The organism is Candidatus Competibacteraceae bacterium (assembly GCA_016713505.1).
GTDB lineage: Bacteria > Pseudomonadota > Gammaproteobacteria > Competibacterales > Competibacteraceae > Competibacter_A.
Map to the genome: position 1 here is coordinate 169520 of JADJPA010000002.1, position 18851 is coordinate 188370.

The 18851-nt window shown below is 57.6% G+C and carries 13 protein-coding genes and 1 pseudogene; 8 read left to right on the forward strand and 6 right to left on the reverse strand.

All coding sequences use genetic code 11. From position 1 onward, the window contains the following. Window positions 1-81: 81 nt before the first annotated feature. Together IPK09_15680 and IPK09_15685 are read right to left on the reverse strand one after the other, a co-directional pair. A complete protein-coding gene (locus IPK09_15680; GenBank protein MBK7985038.1) occupies window positions 82-1362 on the reverse strand; it encodes an ABC transporter substrate-binding protein in 1281 nt (426 codons plus the stop codon). A gap of 177 nt (window positions 1363-1539) precedes the next feature. Then, window positions 1540-2814 (reverse strand): ABC transporter substrate-binding protein, encoded by a 1275-nt coding sequence (locus IPK09_15685; protein MBK7985039.1) that lies wholly within the window; start codon window positions 2812-2814, stop codon window positions 1540-1542. Between the two features lie 1029 nt (window positions 2815-3843). Between IPK09_15685 and IPK09_15690 the strand changes: the two genes are divergently transcribed. The 6 genes and pseudogenes from IPK09_15690 to IPK09_15715 all read left to right on the forward strand — a co-directional run bounded on the left by IPK09_15690 (window position 3844) and on the right by IPK09_15715 (window position 13935). After that, on the forward strand, window positions 3844-5544 hold the full coding sequence (locus tag IPK09_15690; protein MBK7985040.1) for an MCP four helix bundle domain-containing protein: 1701 nt from the start codon (window positions 3844-3846) through the stop codon (window positions 5542-5544). Window positions 5545-5558: 14 nt separating this feature from the next. After that, complete coding sequence (locus IPK09_15695; GenBank protein MBK7985041.1) at window positions 5559-7412, forward strand: methyl-accepting chemotaxis protein; 1854 nt, start codon at window positions 5559-5561, stop codon at window positions 7410-7412. 79 nt (window positions 7413-7491) lie between these two features. After that, entirely contained in the window at window positions 7492-9507 is a 2016-nt protein-coding gene (locus IPK09_15700; GenBank protein MBK7985042.1) for a HAMP domain-containing protein, read from the forward strand. A gap of 91 nt (window positions 9508-9598) precedes the next feature. After that, on the forward strand, window positions 9599-11398 hold the full coding sequence (locus IPK09_15705; GenBank protein MBK7985043.1) for an MCP four helix bundle domain-containing protein: 1800 nt from the start codon (window positions 9599-9601) through the stop codon (window positions 11396-11398). Between the two features lie 259 nt (window positions 11399-11657). Beyond that, a pseudogene (locus IPK09_15710) lies at window positions 11658-12581 on the forward strand (PDC sensor domain-containing protein). Between the two features lie 634 nt (window positions 12582-13215). After that, window positions 13216-13935 (forward strand): hypothetical protein, encoded by a 720-nt coding sequence (locus tag IPK09_15715; GenBank protein ID MBK7985044.1) that lies wholly within the window; start codon window positions 13216-13218, stop codon window positions 13933-13935. Window positions 13936-14021: 86 nt separating this feature from the next. On the opposite strand, the gene IPK09_15720 is transcribed toward IPK09_15715, so the two are convergent. After that, window positions 14022-14522 (reverse strand): hypothetical protein, encoded by a 501-nt coding sequence (locus IPK09_15720; protein ID MBK7985045.1) that lies wholly within the window; start codon window positions 14520-14522, stop codon window positions 14022-14024. A 185-nt stretch (window positions 14523-14707) separates the two neighbouring features. Between IPK09_15720 and IPK09_15725 the strand changes: the two genes are divergently transcribed. Beyond that, on the forward strand, window positions 14708-15220 hold the full coding sequence (locus tag IPK09_15725; protein ID MBK7985046.1) for a hypothetical protein: 513 nt from the start codon (window positions 14708-14710) through the stop codon (window positions 15218-15220). Between the two features lie 289 nt (window positions 15221-15509). On the opposite strand, the gene IPK09_15730 is transcribed toward IPK09_15725, so the two are convergent. The 3 genes from IPK09_15730 to IPK09_15740 are packed head-to-tail and all read right to left on the reverse strand — an operon-like array spanning window position 15510 to window position 18397. Further along, window positions 15510-16922, reverse strand: coding sequence for a serine/threonine protein kinase (locus IPK09_15730; GenBank protein MBK7985047.1), 1413 nt, complete (start codon window positions 16920-16922; stop codon window positions 15510-15512). 4 nt (window positions 16923-16926) lie between these two features. Continuing rightward, window positions 16927-17799 (reverse strand): DUF3365 domain-containing protein, encoded by an 873-nt coding sequence (locus tag IPK09_15735; GenBank protein MBK7985048.1) that lies wholly within the window; start codon window positions 17797-17799, stop codon window positions 16927-16929. A gap of 37 nt (window positions 17800-17836) precedes the next feature. Continuing rightward, window positions 17837-18397: a hypothetical protein gene (locus IPK09_15740; protein ID MBK7985049.1), complete on the reverse strand. Its 561-nt coding sequence runs from the start codon at window positions 18395-18397 to the stop codon at window positions 17837-17839. Window positions 18398-18561: 164 nt separating this feature from the next. On the opposite strand from IPK09_15740, the gene IPK09_15745 reads away from it, so the two are divergent. Beyond that, entirely contained in the window at window positions 18562-18828 is a 267-nt protein-coding gene (locus IPK09_15745; GenBank protein ID MBK7985050.1) for a hypothetical protein, read from the forward strand. The last annotated feature ends 23 nt before the right edge of the window (window positions 18829-18851 follow it).

Here is an 18851-nt window from a genome sequence, read left to right on the forward strand (position 1 = left end):
ACCCCCTTGTGAACCGATTGAAGCGTTAGCAGGCGGCGGAGCGCTCTGACGCCGCGCTCCGCCGGGCGCGATGCCGGATCGTTACCACTTACCGCCGCGGCTCATGCGCTTGAGCGAGGCTTCCAGTTGTCCCAGGCTGGCGTCGGCCTTGGCCTTGCCGGACAGCACGCTATACACCGCGTTCCAAAACTCGTTGCTGACCTGGTTGTATTTGGCGCCGGTGACGGTGGACGGGCGCGCGACCGCGTTGACGAAGGTGTCGTATAACTCGCCGAAAAACGGAACGGCGGCCAGCACTTCTTGATCCTTGTAGAGACTTTCGATGGTCGGGTTGTAGGCGCCCTTGATGGCGCGGCGCTTCTGCTCCTCGGGGCTGGTCAGATACATGACCAGATCCGCGGCCAGTTCCTTGTTTTTCGAATACTTAGACACGGAAAGCTGCCAGCCGCCGAGGGTGGCGGCGCTGCGCCCGTCCGCGCCGCCCTTGGGCAGCGCGCCCACGCCGACCTTGCCCTTGATGGCGCTTTCCGGCCCCTGCGCCAGCGACCAGGCATAAGGCCAGTTGCGCATGAACACGGCGTTGCCGGACTGGAATACGCCGCGTGCTTCTTCCTCGGTGTAGTTCAGCACACCTTCGGGTGAGATCGTCTTGACCCAGCCGCCGGCGATGGTGAGGGCGGCGACGGCCTGCGGGTTATTGATGGTAATTTTGCCGTCCTTATCGACCACGGTGCCGCCGTTGTAACTGGCCACCCATTCTAGGGCGTTACAGGTCAATCCTTCATACGCCCGACCCTGCCAGACGAAGCCCCACATCTTGTCGTTGCCGGCGGTCCGTTCGGCGTCCTGGATTTTCTTGGCGGTATCGGTCAGCTCCTGCCAGGTTTGCGGCGGCTTGGCGCCGTGCTTCTCCAGCAAATCCTTGCGGTAATAGAGCAAGCCGGCGTCGGTGAACCAGGGCATGGCGACCAGCTTGCCGTCGATGGTGTTGTTTTGGATGATCGCCGGGAAATGGCTCTTCACCGCGTCCTTGGCGAACGGGGCCAGATCGATGAAGTGATTGCCCAAGGTGCCGGGCCACACCACGTCGATCTGAAACACGTCGATGTCGGGCGCGCCCGCCGCCAGCAATTGCTGGTAGAGGGCCAGCCGCTCGGTGGCGGAATTGGGCGTCGAGACCAAATTGATTTCGTTGCCGGTTTTCTTGGCCCATGCTTCGCTGCCGGTCTTGCAGAACTCATATTCCTGGCCGACCGCGCCGCAAGAAATCGAAATCTTGGCGGCATGGACCGCACCGGCGCCGCACAGGGCCGCGCCGAACATCACGGAAGCAAAGAATCTAACGGGTTTAGCGGTTTTCATGATCGTCCTCACTGTGGTTGCTCAGATTGTTTTTAAAACGCCTCTTGCAAGCTGTTGTCCGCATGGTTTTGAAAGGTCAGTGGCCGGCTGTGGCGGTTGGGCTCCTTTTGCAGTCTTGCTATGAGTATGGTCGCTTGTTGCTGATTTCCCATTCGGCGTTACCGATCGTTCAGCGGCTCACCACTTGCCGCCTCGGCTCATGCGCTTGAGCGAGCCTTCCAGATCGCTAAGGCTCTGCTCGGCGGTCTTGCCGCCGGAGAGCACCGCATAGACGGCGTTGAAAAACTCGCTGCTGACCTGATTGTATTTGCTGCCGGTCACGCTGGCGGGGCGAGGGATAGCCGCAGCCAGAATTGCTTTCATTTCCCTGAAGAACGGATTGGCCTTCAAAATATCCGGATCGTCGTAAAGCTTGGTCAAGGTAGGAAATTGCGATAGCTCGACCGCCCGCTGCTTCTGCACCTCCGGCCCGGTCAGATAGAGCACTAGCGCGATGGCTGCCTCCTGATTGGCCGAGTATTTGGAGACCGACATTTGCCAGCCGCCCAGCGTGGCGGCGTGGCGGCCCCCATCGCCGCCCTTGGGTAGGGGCGCGGTGCCGACCTTGCCCCGCACCGGGCTGTCGGCTCCCTGGGACAGACCCCAGGCATACGGCCAATTGCGCATGAACAGCGCGTTGCCAGCCTGAAACACGCCGCGGCTTTCTTCCTCGGTGTAGTTCAATACGCCCGGCGGCGTAATGGTGTTGACCCAGGGTTTGGCTTGGGCGAGGGCTTTCACAGCTTGAGGATTGTTGATGGAAATTTTGCCGTCCGGCTCGACGATACTGCCGCCGTTGTAGCTGGCGACCCATTCCAGGGCGTTACAGGTCAATCCTTCATAGGCCCGACCCTGCCAGACGTAACCCCAGAACTTGTCATTGCCGGCCTTGCGCTCGGCGTCCTGGATCTTCTGCGCGGTCGCGGTCAGTTGCGCCCAGGTCTGGGGCGCCTGCTCGCCGTACTTTTCCAATAGATCCTTTCGGTAGAACAGCAAGCTGGCGTCAGCGAACCAGGGCAGTGCGATCAGTTTGCCGTCCACCGTGTCATTTTTGATGATCGCTGGAAAATGATGGTCTTCGACGCCTTTCGAGTGCGGTTTCAAATCCACCAAGTGCGAGGCCAGGGTACCCGCCCAGACCCCATCGATCTGGTAGATATCGATGTCGGCGCTTTTTGCAGCCAGCATTTGCTGGTATAGGGCGAGCTGCTCGGTGGGAGAATTGGGGGTAGAGACCGTTTCCACCGTGTGACCGTGTTCCTTGCCCCACGCCTGGACGGTTTTGCTGCAATGCTCCAGATGCGGGCCAGAACCGCAGGCTATTCGTAGGGTTGCGGCCTGGATCGCAGCCGCGCCCAACGCGACCGAACCGACAGCAAGCACGGCGAAAAGAGCTTGTCGCTGGATGTTCATGGCATTCTCCTCTGGTCTGCTGGTGGTCGATGCTGTTTTAACAATCAACCTTTGCCGGCGAGGGATGCATTCCGCCACAGATATTTATACGCCGCTCGCAAAGCGCGGAAAAGAAGTCGGTTGAAGCGATATTAGAAATCGACTACCGCATGGCGGCGCGCCACCAGATAAACCGTGCGGTCGCCCGCCAAAATATCGACGCCCCGCCCCCCGCTCGACCGCCGATTACTGACACATCGCCGATAGGTAACCTCGCACTTGAGCCGTGGAGCGCCGGTTGGCGCAACGGGTATTATCGACACGCCACACTCAAACTCTTCGCCACATCCAGAATTATAGGCTCACGAGCGGCCATGCTAGCGCCCTAGCCGGCCTCTACCTGGTTCGTGTGGCCTCGAACACCGCTCAGCATCGTCTCTTTTTAAAAGACCACACCTTCTCGCGTTGCCGCGAAGCACGAAAAAGCAAATTGTAACATCCACTACTCTCGCCCCGCATTCTGAGTCATTGAGTGAAAATGGCATGTTGTTAGCATACTTATTGATTTCATTATTTTAATTTTTTTAGGACAACCAACCATCGGGGTTATTTATCAACGGCTTACTTTATTCATCTAGTGTTGTTTCGTCCGTTGGGTGGCAAGCCAGAAGTCATCGAAGATTGACCGAGCAAATTGCTAACTGAAATTTGACATATCGTTCAAAAATGCTGCTAAGGCAACGGGTATTTACTCTGAAATCAATGAATTATTACAAGCCATACAAACAATGAAAGGTTGTTTGTAAGAAATAGTGTTCAAGGTCCAGACAACCGTTACAGCAGGCGCGACCGAGCGTCGCCAAGCCGGCCGTCAAGCCTCGCTCCGTCGCCCGTCCGGCCCCGGTCGAGATAAAAGGCTGTCGCTGCCGCATCCGAGGAGTGGGAGGGGTTTTAACAACCGCATCTCAAACAGTTTCTCGGTCATGGAAAACACTATACCAATTAAAATTCGCTTACTACTCCATTCAATATTGGCTTGGAAACACACTTATGAAAATTAGTAATTTAAAAATTGGTACGCGCTTGATACTCAGTTTTAGCGTCATGGCAATGATTGCTTTGATCTTGGGAGGCTTCGCGGTGTTCGGCATTAATAAATTGTCGAATGACATGGAAGTAATTGGCGACAACCGCCTTCCCGCATTACAAGCACTCGCTCAACTCAATCGAGAACGCATGGTAATTCGGGCGCAGACCCAATCAGTATTCGGCTACGAAACCCAAGGCGATGCGCGTGAAAAATATCGGGCGATTCAGGAAGAACGCTACAAGAGTTGGCAGCGGGTCGATCAGAGTTGGCAAACATTGGTGAAGATTCCTCGCACCAGTGAGAAAGGAAAGGAGCTTCAACAACAGCTTGCCGAGCAATATAAGGCATGGCGAGCCATCTATGTCGACTTAGACAAACTTCTCGAAGTCCTAGCCAGTGCTACCGAGGCCAATCAGAAGGCAACGCTTTATAGTGAATACCGGCAGCTTGTCGATCACATGGTGCCTATTTCGGATGTCATGGGAAAGACTTTTGATGCCATAACGGAAAATAACATCATCCGAACCAACGAAATGATCGATAAAGGGCACCACATGGCGGATCAATTACAAATGGCGGCTATTACAGCGACAGTAGCCGGTGTCATTTTAGCGGTGTTGCTGGGTTGGTTAATCACGCGAAGTGTTACCGGTCCGTTGCGTCAGGGTAGTGAAATTCTGGAGGTTCTAGCCGGAGGAGATATGACGCATGAGATTCCCGCCGAGCTCACCCAACGTAAGGATGAAGCCGGCGATCTGGCGCGTTCCATGCGCGAGATGACGGTGCAACTGAAGGACATGGTCGGCCAAGTGACGCAAGCGACCGGCCAAGTCAGCGCCGCATCCGCGGAGATCGCGCGGGGCAGTTCGGATTTAGCGCAGCGGACGGAAGAGCAGGCCAGTGCGTTGGAAGAGACGGCCTCCTCGATGGAAGAGCTGACCGGGACGGTCAAGCAAAGCGCGGAGAACGCCGGACAAGCCAATCAGCTAGCGAGCGCGGCGCGCGCGCAAGCCGAGCAAGGCGGCCAGGTGGTGGAGCAAGCGGTGGCGGCGATGGGGGCGATCCACCACAGCAGCAAAAAGATCGCCGACATCATCGGGGTGATCGACGAGATCGCCTTCCAGACCAACCTGCTGGCCTTGAACGCCGCAGTGGAAGCGGCCCGAGCCGGCGAGCAGGGCCGGGGCTTCGCGGTGGTGGCCGGCGAGGTCCGCAAGCTCGCCCAGCGCAGCGCCGACGCCGCCAAGGAGATCAAGGCCCTGATCACCGACAGCGTGACCAAGGTCGAGGACGGCGGGGCGCTGGTCGAGCGCTCCGGGAAAACCCTCCAAGAGATCGTCACCGCCATCAAGAAAGTCAGCGACATCGTGGCGGAAATGGCCGCCGCCAGCCGGGAACAAGCCTCCGGCATCGAACAGGTCAACAAAGCCATCCTCCAGATGGACCAGACCACCCAGCAAAACGCCGCCCTGGTCGAGCAGACCGCCGCCGCCAGCCACGCCATGGGCGAGCAGGCCCAGCAGCTCCAACAGCTCATGGCCTTCTTCAAGCTCGACGAAGGCAATAGCCCTTCAATTAATTCACTATCCAATGAGACTCACTCAACAGTACATATCCATCCCAAACGACATCAGCATTCTTATCAACCGGCGGTAGCTTAACAAGGACTATTGAAATGACCATCAAAAAGCTATTTTTAACGTCAGCAATCATCATGTTGGCTTTATTGGCGAGCTTCATTTTTGTCGCTTATTCAATGCTCATCAACCAACAAAATCTTCTGAAGGCATCCGATACTCGTTATCAGTCCTATCTATTGGCTGATGAATTGCGTCAAAGTTCGGATGATTTGACGCGACTGGCCCGAACTTATGTCGTGTCAAATGATGCGAAATATGAATCTCAGTATTGGGATGTACTGGCCATCCGTAACGGTGAAAAGCCGCGTCCTGAAAACTATCAGAGAATTTACTGGGATTTCGTGGCGGCTGACGGTAACAAACCGACGGCTGACGGTCAGAAAGTAGCGCTTCAAAAATTGATGAAAGACATCGGTTTTACGGAACAGGAATTCGGAAAATTGAAGGAAGCCCAAGCCAATTCAGATGGCTTGGTGGGAATCGAAACGGTCGCCATGAATGCAGTTAAGGGCCAATTCGCTGACGGCAATGGAAAATTCACTAAGAAGGGTGATCCGGATTTCGAAATAGCGAGAAAGCTGATGCACTCACAAGAATACCATATCGAGAAAGCCAAGATCATGAAACCGATTAACGAATTCTTTGCTTTGCTCGATCAAAGGACTAAGGATGCGGTCGATCACTACGCGTCGCTCGGCAATACCTATTTCTCATTCGCTTTTGGTCTGATGGCGTCTTTATTGGGATTCATCGTCTGGTTTTATTGGATGTTCCATCATAAGGTGCGGTTGCCCTTGGGCGGCGAACCGACTGACATGGTCGACATTACCAATCAGATTTCGCAGGGCGATCTGACCATGAAATTCGCATCCACCGATAAGGAAAGCGGGATTTACGCTGCATTAAAAGGTATGAGCGGACAGCTTAAGAACATGGTCAGTCAAGTCAACGACGCGACGGCCCACGTCAACGCGGCGGCCTCGGAGATCGCGCGCGGGAGCGCGGACCTGTCGCAGCGGACGGAAGAGCAGGCCAGTGCGTTGGAAGAGACGGCCTCCTCGATGGAAGAGCTGACCGGGACGGTGAAGCAAAGCGCGGAGAACGCCGGGCAAGCCAACCAACTGGCGAGCGCGGCGCGCGCGCAAGCCGAGCAAGGCGGCCAGGTGGTGGAGCAGGCGGTGGCGGCGATGGGGGCGATCCATCAGAGCAGCAAGCAGATCGCCGACATCATCGGGGTGATCGACGAGATCGCCTTCCAGACCAACCTGCTGGCCTTGAACGCGGCGGTGGAAGCGGCCCGAGCCGGCGAGCAGGGCCGGGGCTTCGCGGTGGTGGCCGGCGAGGTCCGCAAGCTCGCCCAGCGCAGCGCCGACGCCGCCAAGGAGATCAAGGCCCTGATCACCGACAGCGTCGCCAAGGTCGAGGACGGCGGACAGTTGGTCGAGCGCTCCGGGAAAACCCTCCAAGAGATCGTCACCGCCATCAAGAAAGTCAGCGACATCGTGGCGGAAATGGCCGCCGCCAGCCGGGAACAAGCCTCCGGCATCGAACAGGTCAACAAAGCCATCCTCCAGATGGACCAGACCACCCAGCAAAACGCCGCCCTGGTCGAACAGACCGCCGCCGCCAGCCACGCCATGGGCGAGCAGGCCCAGCAGCTCCAACAGCTCATGGCCTTCTTCAAGCTCGACGGCGCGCCTGCCGCGACCGCCAGCACAACACCTACGACCGCCCCAGTCAAATCGCGTCTCGACTTGCGTCCGGTCACTGGCACCGGCGCACCCGTCGCCCAGCGGATCCCGGCCAAACCGAGACCCGCCGCCCGCCCCGTGTCGGTCGAGAAAAAAGCTGTCGCCGCTCACACTTCCGAAGAATGGGAAAATTTTTAATGAAGAGTCTAAGCGGAGCTTGAGCAACCCTATAAAAAACATCGCTTTTTTTAATATTCTTAATATTTAGGAAACTTTTATGAACAGTAATTCTGAAAAAAAAGCTTTTCGGATGAATATTCGCTTAAAGATTTTATTGGGGTTTTTTACGGTCCTGTTGATTTTATTGGTGCTTGGCGCTACCGCAATTTTCAATCTTCAAAGTATTCGTAAGGAATTTGACGGATTAACGGAAGCCACGCAGGTAGAGCGGTACGCATTGAATGCTCGCGTGCATGTTCGAGATTATCGTCTCGGCGACATGCAAGCAGACCCTAAAGTTCATGAAGATATTAAGACGATCATCAATGCGTTGGACAGCATCGACAAAGTTTCGACCAATGCGGATCTATTAGAAAAGTCCAAGTCAGCGCGGACGGCGACGCTGGAGTACCTCAAGACGTTTGAAGGAGTGAGTGAAGCCCAAAAAGGCAATAACGCCGCTGTAGAAGCGATGATCAAACAAGGGAGTAAAGTGGTCGAGCTTGCTGAAGAGTATTACAAAAATACCAAAAAGGAAGCTGCGCTTTGGGTGTATATCACCGCTATGGAAATCATGAAGAAAGAGAAAGAAGAGCGCCTTCACGCGAATCGTCAATATTACAAGGAGATGCTGGAATCGCGCGCCAAGCTCAACGGCTATTTCAACGCGCTCGATGCCGCGGGCAACGACGAGAAGGTCAACCAAGCGCGTAAAGCGACTGAGGAATATTTCCAGGCGGCGGCCACCTGGATTGCGAACGACACCAAGGTGAACAAAGAACTCATTCCACAAATGACCGCGCACGGCGCGGAAGTAGTCCTCTTGGCGTATGATGCGGCCAGTAATGCCGCCAAGAGCATGATCGCCACCGAGAATCTCAGCATTACCACGACCAGTGTCGGGGTGGCCATTGCCATTGTATTAGGGTTAATTATCGCCATCTTGCTTTCCAATATGATCGCTCGTCCGCTGGTATACGGTGTCGGTTTCGCCAAGACCATTGCGGACGGGAATCTCACGCAACGCATCGAGCCACAGTATCTACGGCGTGGCGACGAAATCGGCGATTTAGCGCAAGCGCTCGATAACATGGCCGACCAACTCAAGAAGATGGTCGGGCAAGTCACCCAAGCGACGGGTCACGTTACCGCCGCATCCGCGGAGATCGCGCGGGGCAGTTCGGATTTAGCGCAGCGGACGGAAGAGCAGGCCAGTGCGTTGGAAGAGACGGCCTCCTCGATGGAAGAGCTGACCGGGACGGTCAAGCAAAGCGCGGAGAACGCCGGACAAGCCAATCAGCTAGCGAGCGCGGCGCGCGCGCAAGCCGAGCAAGGCGGCCAGGTGGTGGAGCAGGCGGTGGCGGCGATGGGGGCGATCCACCACAGCAGCAAGCAGATCGCCGACATCATCGGGGTGATCGACGAGATCGCCTTTCAAACCAACCTGCTGGCCTTGAACGCCGCGGTGGAAGCGGCCCGAGCCGGCGAGCAGGGTCGGGGCTTCGCGGTGGTGGCCGGCGAGGTCCGCAAGCTCGCCCAGCGCAGTGCCGACGCCGCCAAGGAGATCAAGGCCCTGATCACCGACAGCGTGACCAAGGTCGAGGACGGCGGGGCGCTGGTCGAGCGCTCCGGGAAGACCCTCCAAGAGATCGTCACCGCCATCAAGAAAGTCAGCGACATCGTGGCGGAAATGGCCGCCGCCAGCCGGGAACAAGCCTCCGGCATCGAACAGGTCAACAAAGCCATCCTCCAGATGGACCAGACCACCCAGCAAAACGCCGCCCTGGTCGAGCAGACCGCCGCCGCCAGCCACGCCATGGGCGAGCAGGCCCAGCAGCTCCAACAGCTCATGGCCTTCTTCAAGCTCGACGGGCAGGCCGCCCTCGCCTCCCAGGCCACGAGCGCTCCAACGGCGAACGTCGCCAAGGCCCGGCCCGACTTGCGGCCCGTGCCGGCGGCCCATGCGCGACCGAGCGTCGCCAAGCCGGCCGTCAAGCCCCGCTCCGTCGCCCGTCCGGCCCCGGTCGAGAGAAAAGCCGTCGCCGCCGCATCCGAGGAGTGGGAGGAATTTTAATGACATTAAAAAATTTCCTCGCCATGAATGGACATTGTACAGATTAAGACTCGCTTATTACGAAATTGAAGATTAGCTTGGAGGCAATATAGTGAGGCTTGGTAATTTGAAAATTGGCACCCGTTTGGCACTTGGTTTTGGTGTCATGGCGATGATTGTTTTGATCTTGGGAAGTTTTGCGTTATTTGGCATTAATCAGTTAACAAGTGATATGAATGCGATGGGTGAAAACCGCATTCCCATATTACTAGCACTGGATCGACTCAATCGAGAGCGCATGGTCATTAGAGCGCAGACGCAAGCAGTTTTTGCCCAAGAAACTCAAGCCGATGCTGGAGAAAAATATCGCACGATTCAGGAAGAACGCCGTAAAAGTTGGCAGCGAGTCGATCAGAACTGGGAAATATTGGTAAAGATTCCTCGCACGAGTGAGAAAGGTAGAGAGCTTCAACGACAAGTTACTGAACAGTATAAGGTATGGCGAGCGATTTATGTCGACTTAGACAAGCTGATCGAAGAATTGGCTAGCACTGCCGACACTAATCAGAAAACAACGCTTTATGGGGAATACCGTCAGCTTGTCGGTCGCATGGTACCTATCTCGGATGCGATGGGAAAAAATTTCGACGCTCTGACGGAGAATCACGTTACTCGAACTATCGAAAGGATCGAAAGCAATCTTAATCTAGCGAGCCAATTGAAAATGGTGGCCGTTACAGCAACAGTGACGGGCGTCATTTTATCGATACTGTTGGGTTGGTTAATTACTCGGAGTGTTACGAGTCCGCTGCGGCGGGGTAGCGAAATACTTAGCGTACTTGCCAAGGGAGATATGTCACTTGAGGTTGCTTCTGATCTAACTCGTCGTAAAGATGAAGTGGGCGATCTGGCGCGTTCCATGCGCGAGATGACGGTGCAACTGAAGGACATGGTCGGGCAAGTGACGCAAGCGACCGGGCAAGTGAATTCCGCCTCGGCGGAGATCGCGCGCGGGAGCGCGGACCTGTCGCAGCGGACGGAAGAGCAGGCCAGTGCGCTGGAAGAGACGGCCTCCTCGATGGAAGAGCTGACCGGGACGGTCAAGCAAAGCGCGGAGAACGCGGGGCAAGCCAACCGGCTAGCGAGCGCGGCGCGGGCGCAAGCCGAGCAAGGGGGTCAGGTGGTGGAGCAGGCGGTGGCGGCGATGGGGGCGATCCACCACAGCAGCAAAAAGATCGCCGACATCATCGGGGTGATCGACGAGATCGCCTTTCAAACCAACCTGCTGGCCTTGAACGCCGCGGTGGAGGCGGCCCGAGCCGGCGAGCAGGGCCGGGGCTTCGCGGTGGTGGCCGGCGAGGTCCGCAAGCTCGCCCAGCGCAGTGCCGACGCCGCCAAGGAGATCAAGGCCCTGATCACCGACAGCGTGACCAAGGTCGAGGACGGCGGGGCGCTGGTCGAGCGCTCCGGGAAGACCCTCCAAGAGATCGTCACCGCCATCAAGAAAGTCAGCGACATCGTGGCGGAAATGGCCGCCGCCAGCCGGGAACAAGCCTCCGGCATCGAACAGGTCAACAAAGCCATCCTCCAGATGGACCAGACCACCCAGCAAAACGCCGCCCTGGTCGAGCAGACCGCCGCCGCCAGCCACGCCATGGGCGAGCAGGCCCAGCAGCTCCAACAGCTCATGGCCTTCTTCAAACTCGACGGGCAGGCCGCCCTCGCCTCCCAGGCCACGAGCGCTCCAACGGCGAACGTCGCCAAGGCCCGGCCCGACTTGCGGCCCGTGCCGGCGGCCCATGCGCGACCGAGCGTCGCCAAGCCGGCCGTCAAGCCCCGCTCCGTCGCCCGTCCGGCCCCGGTCGAGAAAAAAGCCGTCGCCGCCGCATCCGAGGAGTGGGAGGAGTTTTAAGGCCGATCCCGGCCTCACAATTGTTGACAGTAGACCAGAAGGAATGTTCTTGGCTAATTAGCTGGTGAAGCTCTTTAGATAGTTCCTTCTGAACCACTGCAAGCATTATTTAAAACTTTATTCCTAGCCTCTTTCTTGGCCTTCAACACCTTAAAGCTTTTCATTTTTTATATCTAAGAGTGAGGGATATAAAGGCTTAAATCTCTTGCTCAAATTCAGAAAATTAAGGGCATATTTTTTATTTTTAAAAATAAATTTAATGGATTTTTATATGAGATTAAACTCTGTGCAATGGAAAATCACCCTATTAGCTGGTATCTGTCTAATCACAACAGCCAGCATACTAGTCGCTTATTCTTTAATCGCTTCAGAGAAAAGTCAAAAGTTAGTTCGCGAACAAGCAACCCAAATTATTATCGATACCGTCAAGGAACAAATTCTTTCCAAGGGACTCGCTGAAATAACAACCGTCAATGCGCAATTTGAGGCAGCTTATTATGAAGCCAAAATCCTGGCCCAAAAAATTACCCGAGCGAAAGCAACAACGAATTCGACAAATTCAATAACTCGCCAACAACTTAACGAGTTTATGCAGGGCGTTCTGGAAGTCAACGAGAATTTCCTAGGGATATACGCCGTATTTGAGCCGAATCAGCTAGACGGACTTGATGATCAGTTGATTGATGATCAAAAAAGTGGATCTAACGAGAAAGGGCGATTTGCCCCTTACTGGACGCATGACGACAACGGCAAGATTCAATTTGAAGCAATTGTTGAAAAAGATTTATCGCCTGATGCTGAACGAGATGAAGATGGAGTACGCAAAAACGAATGGTATTGGTGTCCGCTGGAATCTCGGAACATTTGCGTGGTGGAGCCTTATATCGAAACAGTTCAAGGCAAAAATATCTTGATGAGTACGGTTGCAGTTCCAGTGTTAAAGGACAATCGCGCCATCGGGGTGGTGGGTGTCGATATCGCATTATCCACTTTACAAAAATTGACCGAGCAGGTGAATCATTCGCTTTATCAAGGCCAAGGTGAAACCGCCATTATCAGTCATCGCGGAATTCTAGTTGGATACAGCAAAGGCGATCAAAATTTAGGTCAATCCATCAAAAAAGCTTGGGCATCGGAAGCAGCGGATTTTTTAAAAGTAATTCAAGCCCGTCAATCCATCATCAGAATTCACCCTCAGACTCAACAGATTGAAGCAGTAACACCGGTTTATGTCGGTCATTCAGCAACTCCTTGGGCCATGCTGATTCGGATATCGCAAGACGCGGTAACCGTGAGAACCAAGGAATTAGACCGAGCGATGATGCTTCTACAGAATAAAAATATTAAATGGGAAATTTTTGTCGGCCTGACAGCGACGTTGGCCGCGCTGTTAATTATTTTTCTTGCTTCAATGCGCATGATCCGTCCGATGTATTGGGCGACTGGCAAATTAACCAGCATGGCAAAGGGCGATCTCACCGTCGGAACCAACGACAAATTGCCGGAAGGAACCGATCAATTAATTCAGGCGGTTAAAGGAGTCAATGAAGAGTTACGTAAGATAGTGAGCGCCGTATCCGCTTCATCGTCTCAAGTGACCGCCACCGCCTCGGAGATCGCGCGCGGGAGCGCGGACCTGTCGCAGCGGACGGAAGAGCAGGCCAGTGCGTTGGAAGAGACGGCCTCCTCGATGGAAGAGCTGACCGGGACGGTCAAGCAAAGCGCGGAGAACGCCGGACAAGCCAATCAGCTAGCGAGCGCGGGCGCGCGCGCAAGCCGAGCAAGGCGGCCAGGTGGTGGAGCAGGCGGTGGCGGCGATGGGGGCGATCCACCACAGCAGCAAAAAGATCGCCGACATCATCGGGGTGATCGACGAGATCGCCTTCCAGACCAACCTGCTGGCCTTGAACGCGGCGGTGGAAGCGGCCCGAGCCGGCGAGCAGGGTCGGGGCTTCGCGGTGGTGGCCGGCGAGGTCCGCAAGCTCGCCCAGCGCAGTGCCGACGCCGCCAAGGAGATCAAGGCCCTGATCACCGACAGCGTGACCAAGGTCGAGGACGGCGGGGCGCTGGTCGAGCGCTCCGGGAAGACCCTCCAAGAGATCGTCACCGCCATCAAGAAAGTCAGCGACATCGTGGCGGAAATGGCCGCCGCCAGCCGGGAACAAGCCTCCGGCATCGAACAGGTCAACAAAGCCATCCTCCAGATGGACCAGACCACCCAGCAAAACGCCGCCCTGGTCGAACAGACCGCCGCCGCCAGCCACGCCATGGGCGAGCAGGCCCAGCAGCTCCAACAGCTCATGGCCTTCTTCAAGCTCGACGGGCAGGCCGCCCTCGCCTCCCAGGCCACGAGCGCTCCAACGGCGAACGTCGCCAAGACCCGCCCCGACTTGCGCTCAGTCGCCGGCACCGGTGCCCGCCCGGCTGCCGCCAAGTCAGCGCCGGCTAAATCCCGGCCTGCTCTCCGCCCCACACCGGTCGAGCAGAAACGCGCGCCCGCGACCTCGGCGGCTACTGAGGAGCGGGAGGAGTTTTAAAGCAAACAGCGAAAACCAGAGCAAATGTCAGAGCTAGGATTCGCTCTTTAGCCAACGTTCTCTCAATAAAACTCTGCGCTCCAGCTTCAAAATTGACTGTTGACCCCGCGAAACAGCGAACGCATGGTCTGTACCCAACGCCGCGCCGCCTGCCAAAGCGACGAGGCGCGCACGTAGGCATAAAGTCGTTCCCTAATAGCCAACACCCCGTCGTGCAGTCGCTGAAACCAATTCAGAGCCAACAAGTTCGGCTTGCACAATACAAAAATACGGGTGACAAAGGCAGTGCCGATCAACTTGGCGATTACAATGACCAGCAATCCCAAGACAGCCTGCCCTCGAACGATGAACCATAAAGCGACCAGCTTGACTGGAAGCAATAGAAGGACCGGCAGCAAAAAAACGGCCATCGCCGGATAAGGGGGCAACCGCGCGATGGCAGCTTCCAGCGCTCGAACCGCCGGCAGCCGCCCAATTGCCGCCATCAACCGCTGCAAGTGCTCCCAAAGCCATTCTTCCAGGAACATCAACAACGCCCCCAACACGGTCAAAGGCGGCGAGAACACTCGTTTCAAGAAGAATTTCACGGGTGGGCTTACTCGGGTTGAGAGACGCTGAATGCTTGGTGGTGGCAAGCGCCGGATCGGTTCCCTGACCAAAGTCACCGGACCTCAATCCGTTTTCCGCCATCAGCGGAAAACCGGTCGTTTAGAGCCTTTCCCGAAAAAGTTGCCATAATGAGCCATTTTTCGATCATCCAAGGGCTAGCTTGATGAAACTGAGCGCGATTCCGTTGCTCTTACTACTGGCCGCCTGTCAGGCGTTGGATGGAAGCGGTAACCGCGCTTTCAACATCCCGCCCGGCACGCTTCTGGACTTGCATCAAGACATCGGGATTCCGTCCGATCAGGCTGGCGCTTTCATTCAAGGCACCCGCATCGGCGACCGCTATCGTTACGATGCGGTCTGTCGGCTGGAAGTGCGGACGGTCGCGGCCGCGCCGCGCACGGTGCGAGCGGATCGCTTCACCGTCGAGCGGGTCAATCGCCTGTCGGAACTGTTCTCCACGCGGGCCAGCGGGCTGCGGCACGCGCGTTTCAGCCGCTTCGATGACGACGGTCCCCACCTGTTCACTTTCACGACCTATCTCTACCTGCATTCGGACCGACAGCCCGAGGTATTCCGGTTAGGATGCAGCCACCTACAAGCCAGCGACCAGAACCCGCGCCATCTGACCGCGGCCGAAATCCGCACTACCCTGGCGCCGATCATGATGCTTTATTGAGCCGTTGGCTTAACGCACTTCCTTGGCATCCGCCGCCGTGGTGAGCAATTGATTGAAATAACCACTCAAGCGCTCGCTCGCCGCCTTTTCGCTAGTTTGTCGTAATACTGGGGATGCTCTAATAGGCCAAATCCATATCATGGGCTCCCGTTCGACCGCTCGGATGATCGCCCGCAGCTCCTGAGGGTTCGGCAACCTTCCAGCCGGTTTGCCGAGGCGCTCCAAACAACTCGCCAGCCGGTCGAAAGGCTACCTTCAGTGAGACAGCCGCTGCCGGGCTGGACCCGTTTTAACCGGTCAAAGCCGGGGCACGCTTGAGAAAGGCGGCGCGGTCGGCGGCCGTGGGGATAGATTCCGCCAGCTTTTGGTAAAGCTCTTGCGGGGTTTGCGCCTTGGCAGCCGCCTGCTTGACCAGCACTTTAGCGATAGGGCCAAGATACAGCGCCAAATCCTGCCGCGCGGTTTCCAGCAAGGGCTGTTCGAAGGAGCCCAGCGACCCGCTCATCTGGCTGGCCGGCGCGCTGGTTCCCGCTGTGGTCACGCGGCTGACGCTTCCACTCAAAGTGCCGCTCATCACGCCGCGCATCCGGCGCTGGAACAGCAGCCGTTGCGGCTCGCCCGGAACGAGCGCCATCAACTGTTGCACCAGTTCGGCCGGGCTACCGGCCTGGAGCGCCGCGCGCCGCACCAGCACCTTGGCCACCGGACCGAGAATTTCGGTCAGGAAGCGTTCGGCCTGCGCCAGCAGCGCCGGGTCCCAACCCGCCGGGGTGTCGGGGGCCGGCGGTTCCGGCGCCTGCACCGGCGCTACTCGAATCAGCGTCGACCCGTCGGCCGCTATCTCGCGCTCCACCAGCCGCATGTTTTCCAGGGCCGCGATAAACTCATTGGCGTTTTGATAGCGTTGCTCCGGCGACTTGGCCAGGGCTTTTTCGAGCGCGCCATCGAGTTCGACGGGCAAGCGCGGGTTGATCAGCGTCACCCGAGGCGGTGGCTCGTGTAAAACCTTGTACATCAGATCGCTGGCGCCACGCCCCATAAACGGTCGCACGCCGGTCAATGTTTCGAACAGCACCACGCCGACCGCATACAGATCGGCCCGGCGGTCGGCCTCCAGTCCTTTGAACTGTTCCGGCGCCATGTAGGCCGGCGTGCCGACCGTCATACCGTGTTGGGTCAGCCCGCTGATCGTTTCCATCCGGGCGATGCCGAAATCGGAGACCTTGAGCTGGCCGCCCGCCAGCAGGATGATGTTGCCGGGCTTGATGTCCCGATGCACCACGCCGCAGTGATGGGCGTGATCGAGCGCGTGCAGGACTTGCACCGCCACCGCCACGGCGTTGGCCAGCGGCAGGGGTTGGCGTTCCTTGAGATAATCGCGCAGCTCGCGGCCCTGCACGTATTCCATGACGATGTAGGGAATACCGTTTTCCTCACCGTACTCGAACACCGTTACGATGTTGGGGTGCAGGCAGCGGCCGGCGGCGCGGACCTCGCGGCGGAATCGTTCCAACCAGCCGGCCCCGTCGTCGCTTTCCAGCAGGGTGCGATGGATGGTCTTGATCGCCACGTGGCGATCAATCGCCTCGTCATAACCCAGATAGACCACGCCCATGGCGCCTCGGCCGAGCGTTTTGGTCAGCCGATAGCGGCCGATGCGCGGCGGTCGGGTCTTGCTGATGTCGCCGCTGTCGTCAACCATCTTTTTATTCGCCCAGCATCTTCATGGCGTTCTCCAGGCTCAGCCGCATCCGGTTGAAGGACTGCGACAGCGAGGAAATCTCATCCTTGCCCTGGCGCACGTATTCCGGTACATCCGGCTTGCCCATGCTGACCTCGTTGGCGATATCCGCAATCCGCACCACCGGCTGGATCACCACGAAATGCAACAAGATATTAAGTAAGATCAACAGCAGCAGAAAGACCCCACCCAGCAGGACCATGAAGGTGGTGAAGGTTTTCTGGGCGCGCGCCAGCGGCACGGCCATCGGCACCGTGACGACCTGCGCCCCGACGATCTCCTTCATCTTCCAGCCGAAACCGTTGTTGACGCCGTAGATGTCGGTCATGGTCTTGGGCGCGTCCTCGACCTTGCCGTGACAGCTCAGACAGCCCTCGTCGTAAATCCCCAGCGGCCGGGCCAGATTGAGCATCCGGCCGGTCGGTGTATCCCGCTCGACCACCAGCTCCTTGTGTTCGGCGTTGTTGCGAAACTCGTTGATGATGTCCGCCTCCCAGTCGCTCGCCCGGTCGTTCGGATTGGTCGGATTGAGCGCCGCTTCCTTATAGGTGTATTCGGGAAATTTGGTGCGCAGCGCCTTGAAGCTTTGCCCGGCCGCGTAGGCCGACACCGTTTCGGGCCGGAACGCCCGCTTCATTTGCAAAGTAAGCAGCGGTTTTATCTGTTCGGCGGTGTAGGTGCGGGCGCCCAGCGCGCTCTCCATCATGATGCGGGCGTGTTGCACCACTTCCTCGCGGGCGTTTTGTTTCAGGATGCGGTCGCTCAGGTACGCCGCCAGCCCCAGGCCGATCACGAAGGCCAGCAGCAACACCAGATTGAATTTCATGCGTAGACCCATGGGCGAATTCCTCGGGCTCGGTTGGTCGAAATCGCGGTCAACCGGACGCGGGGCTGGAACCCGCCGCCGGCAGACAGCCTTGCGTGAAGGCGTCGTGCGCCTTTTTGAATCCGATCAGGCTGAAGTTGACCGGGTACGATTGGGTGGCCGGCCAAGTCGGCCAAAACCGTAAATACACAGTCGCCAGGCGCTCTTCCCGCAATTGCCGGAGCAATTCCGGCAAGTCCTGGTCGAACACCAGGATCATTTTGCGGGAGATTTTATCGCTGCGATGCGGCGGGTTGTTGTTCACCACCAGTTGCAGATCGGAGAAGGATGAATCCAGCTCCGATTCGGTGATCACCAGCAGGCTGGCGCCGTCGAACACCAGGGACACGGGCGTTTGCTCGTAGCCGTCCGCAAGGACTTGGCGTTCGCTGGACAACAAGCAACGGGGCTGGCGGGTGAGCGGGTCCGGCTTGATCGCCGCCGTCCAACCGGACACCGCCGGGGCAGCCCCCAGCGCTAGCCCGGCGGACACGCCGAGGGCCGCCAGCCAGCGCCGCCAGCGGATCGCCACTGGATGGTGCGACAAGTTTTGGTCATGATGAGCCAACACGGTTGGAGTCTCCCTTTTTCGATGGCCTGACGGTCTGCTATTTCGCTTCGAACCCACGGCCCGGATAGGCGCTCGCCCAGGAACTTAGCGGAATTCAAATGGCCGGTCGCGAACCGCTTCCGGTATAGTATCAACCAGGACCAACCTGAGATTAGACCCTTACCGTGAGACCCGCCATCATCCTAGCCCCTGCCGCACCTTCCGACGGCGTGGTAGCCAGTGACGGCCGTAGGACCCTGTCTCTGAACTGGCGGCCCTCCCGCGCAAACGGCACGCCGGTGCTGGCGTCCGCCGCCGGAACCGAAGTCGCCCCTCGGGAAGTAGAGCTACCGCGCTGGCCGGCCTCGGCTGAAGCGGCGTTGCGGCGCGGGGGCTATTTCAGCGACCGCTATCCCGACCCGCTGGAGCCTTGGTGTAACTGCGCGGATTAACGTCGGTTACAGGGTCTTCGGTC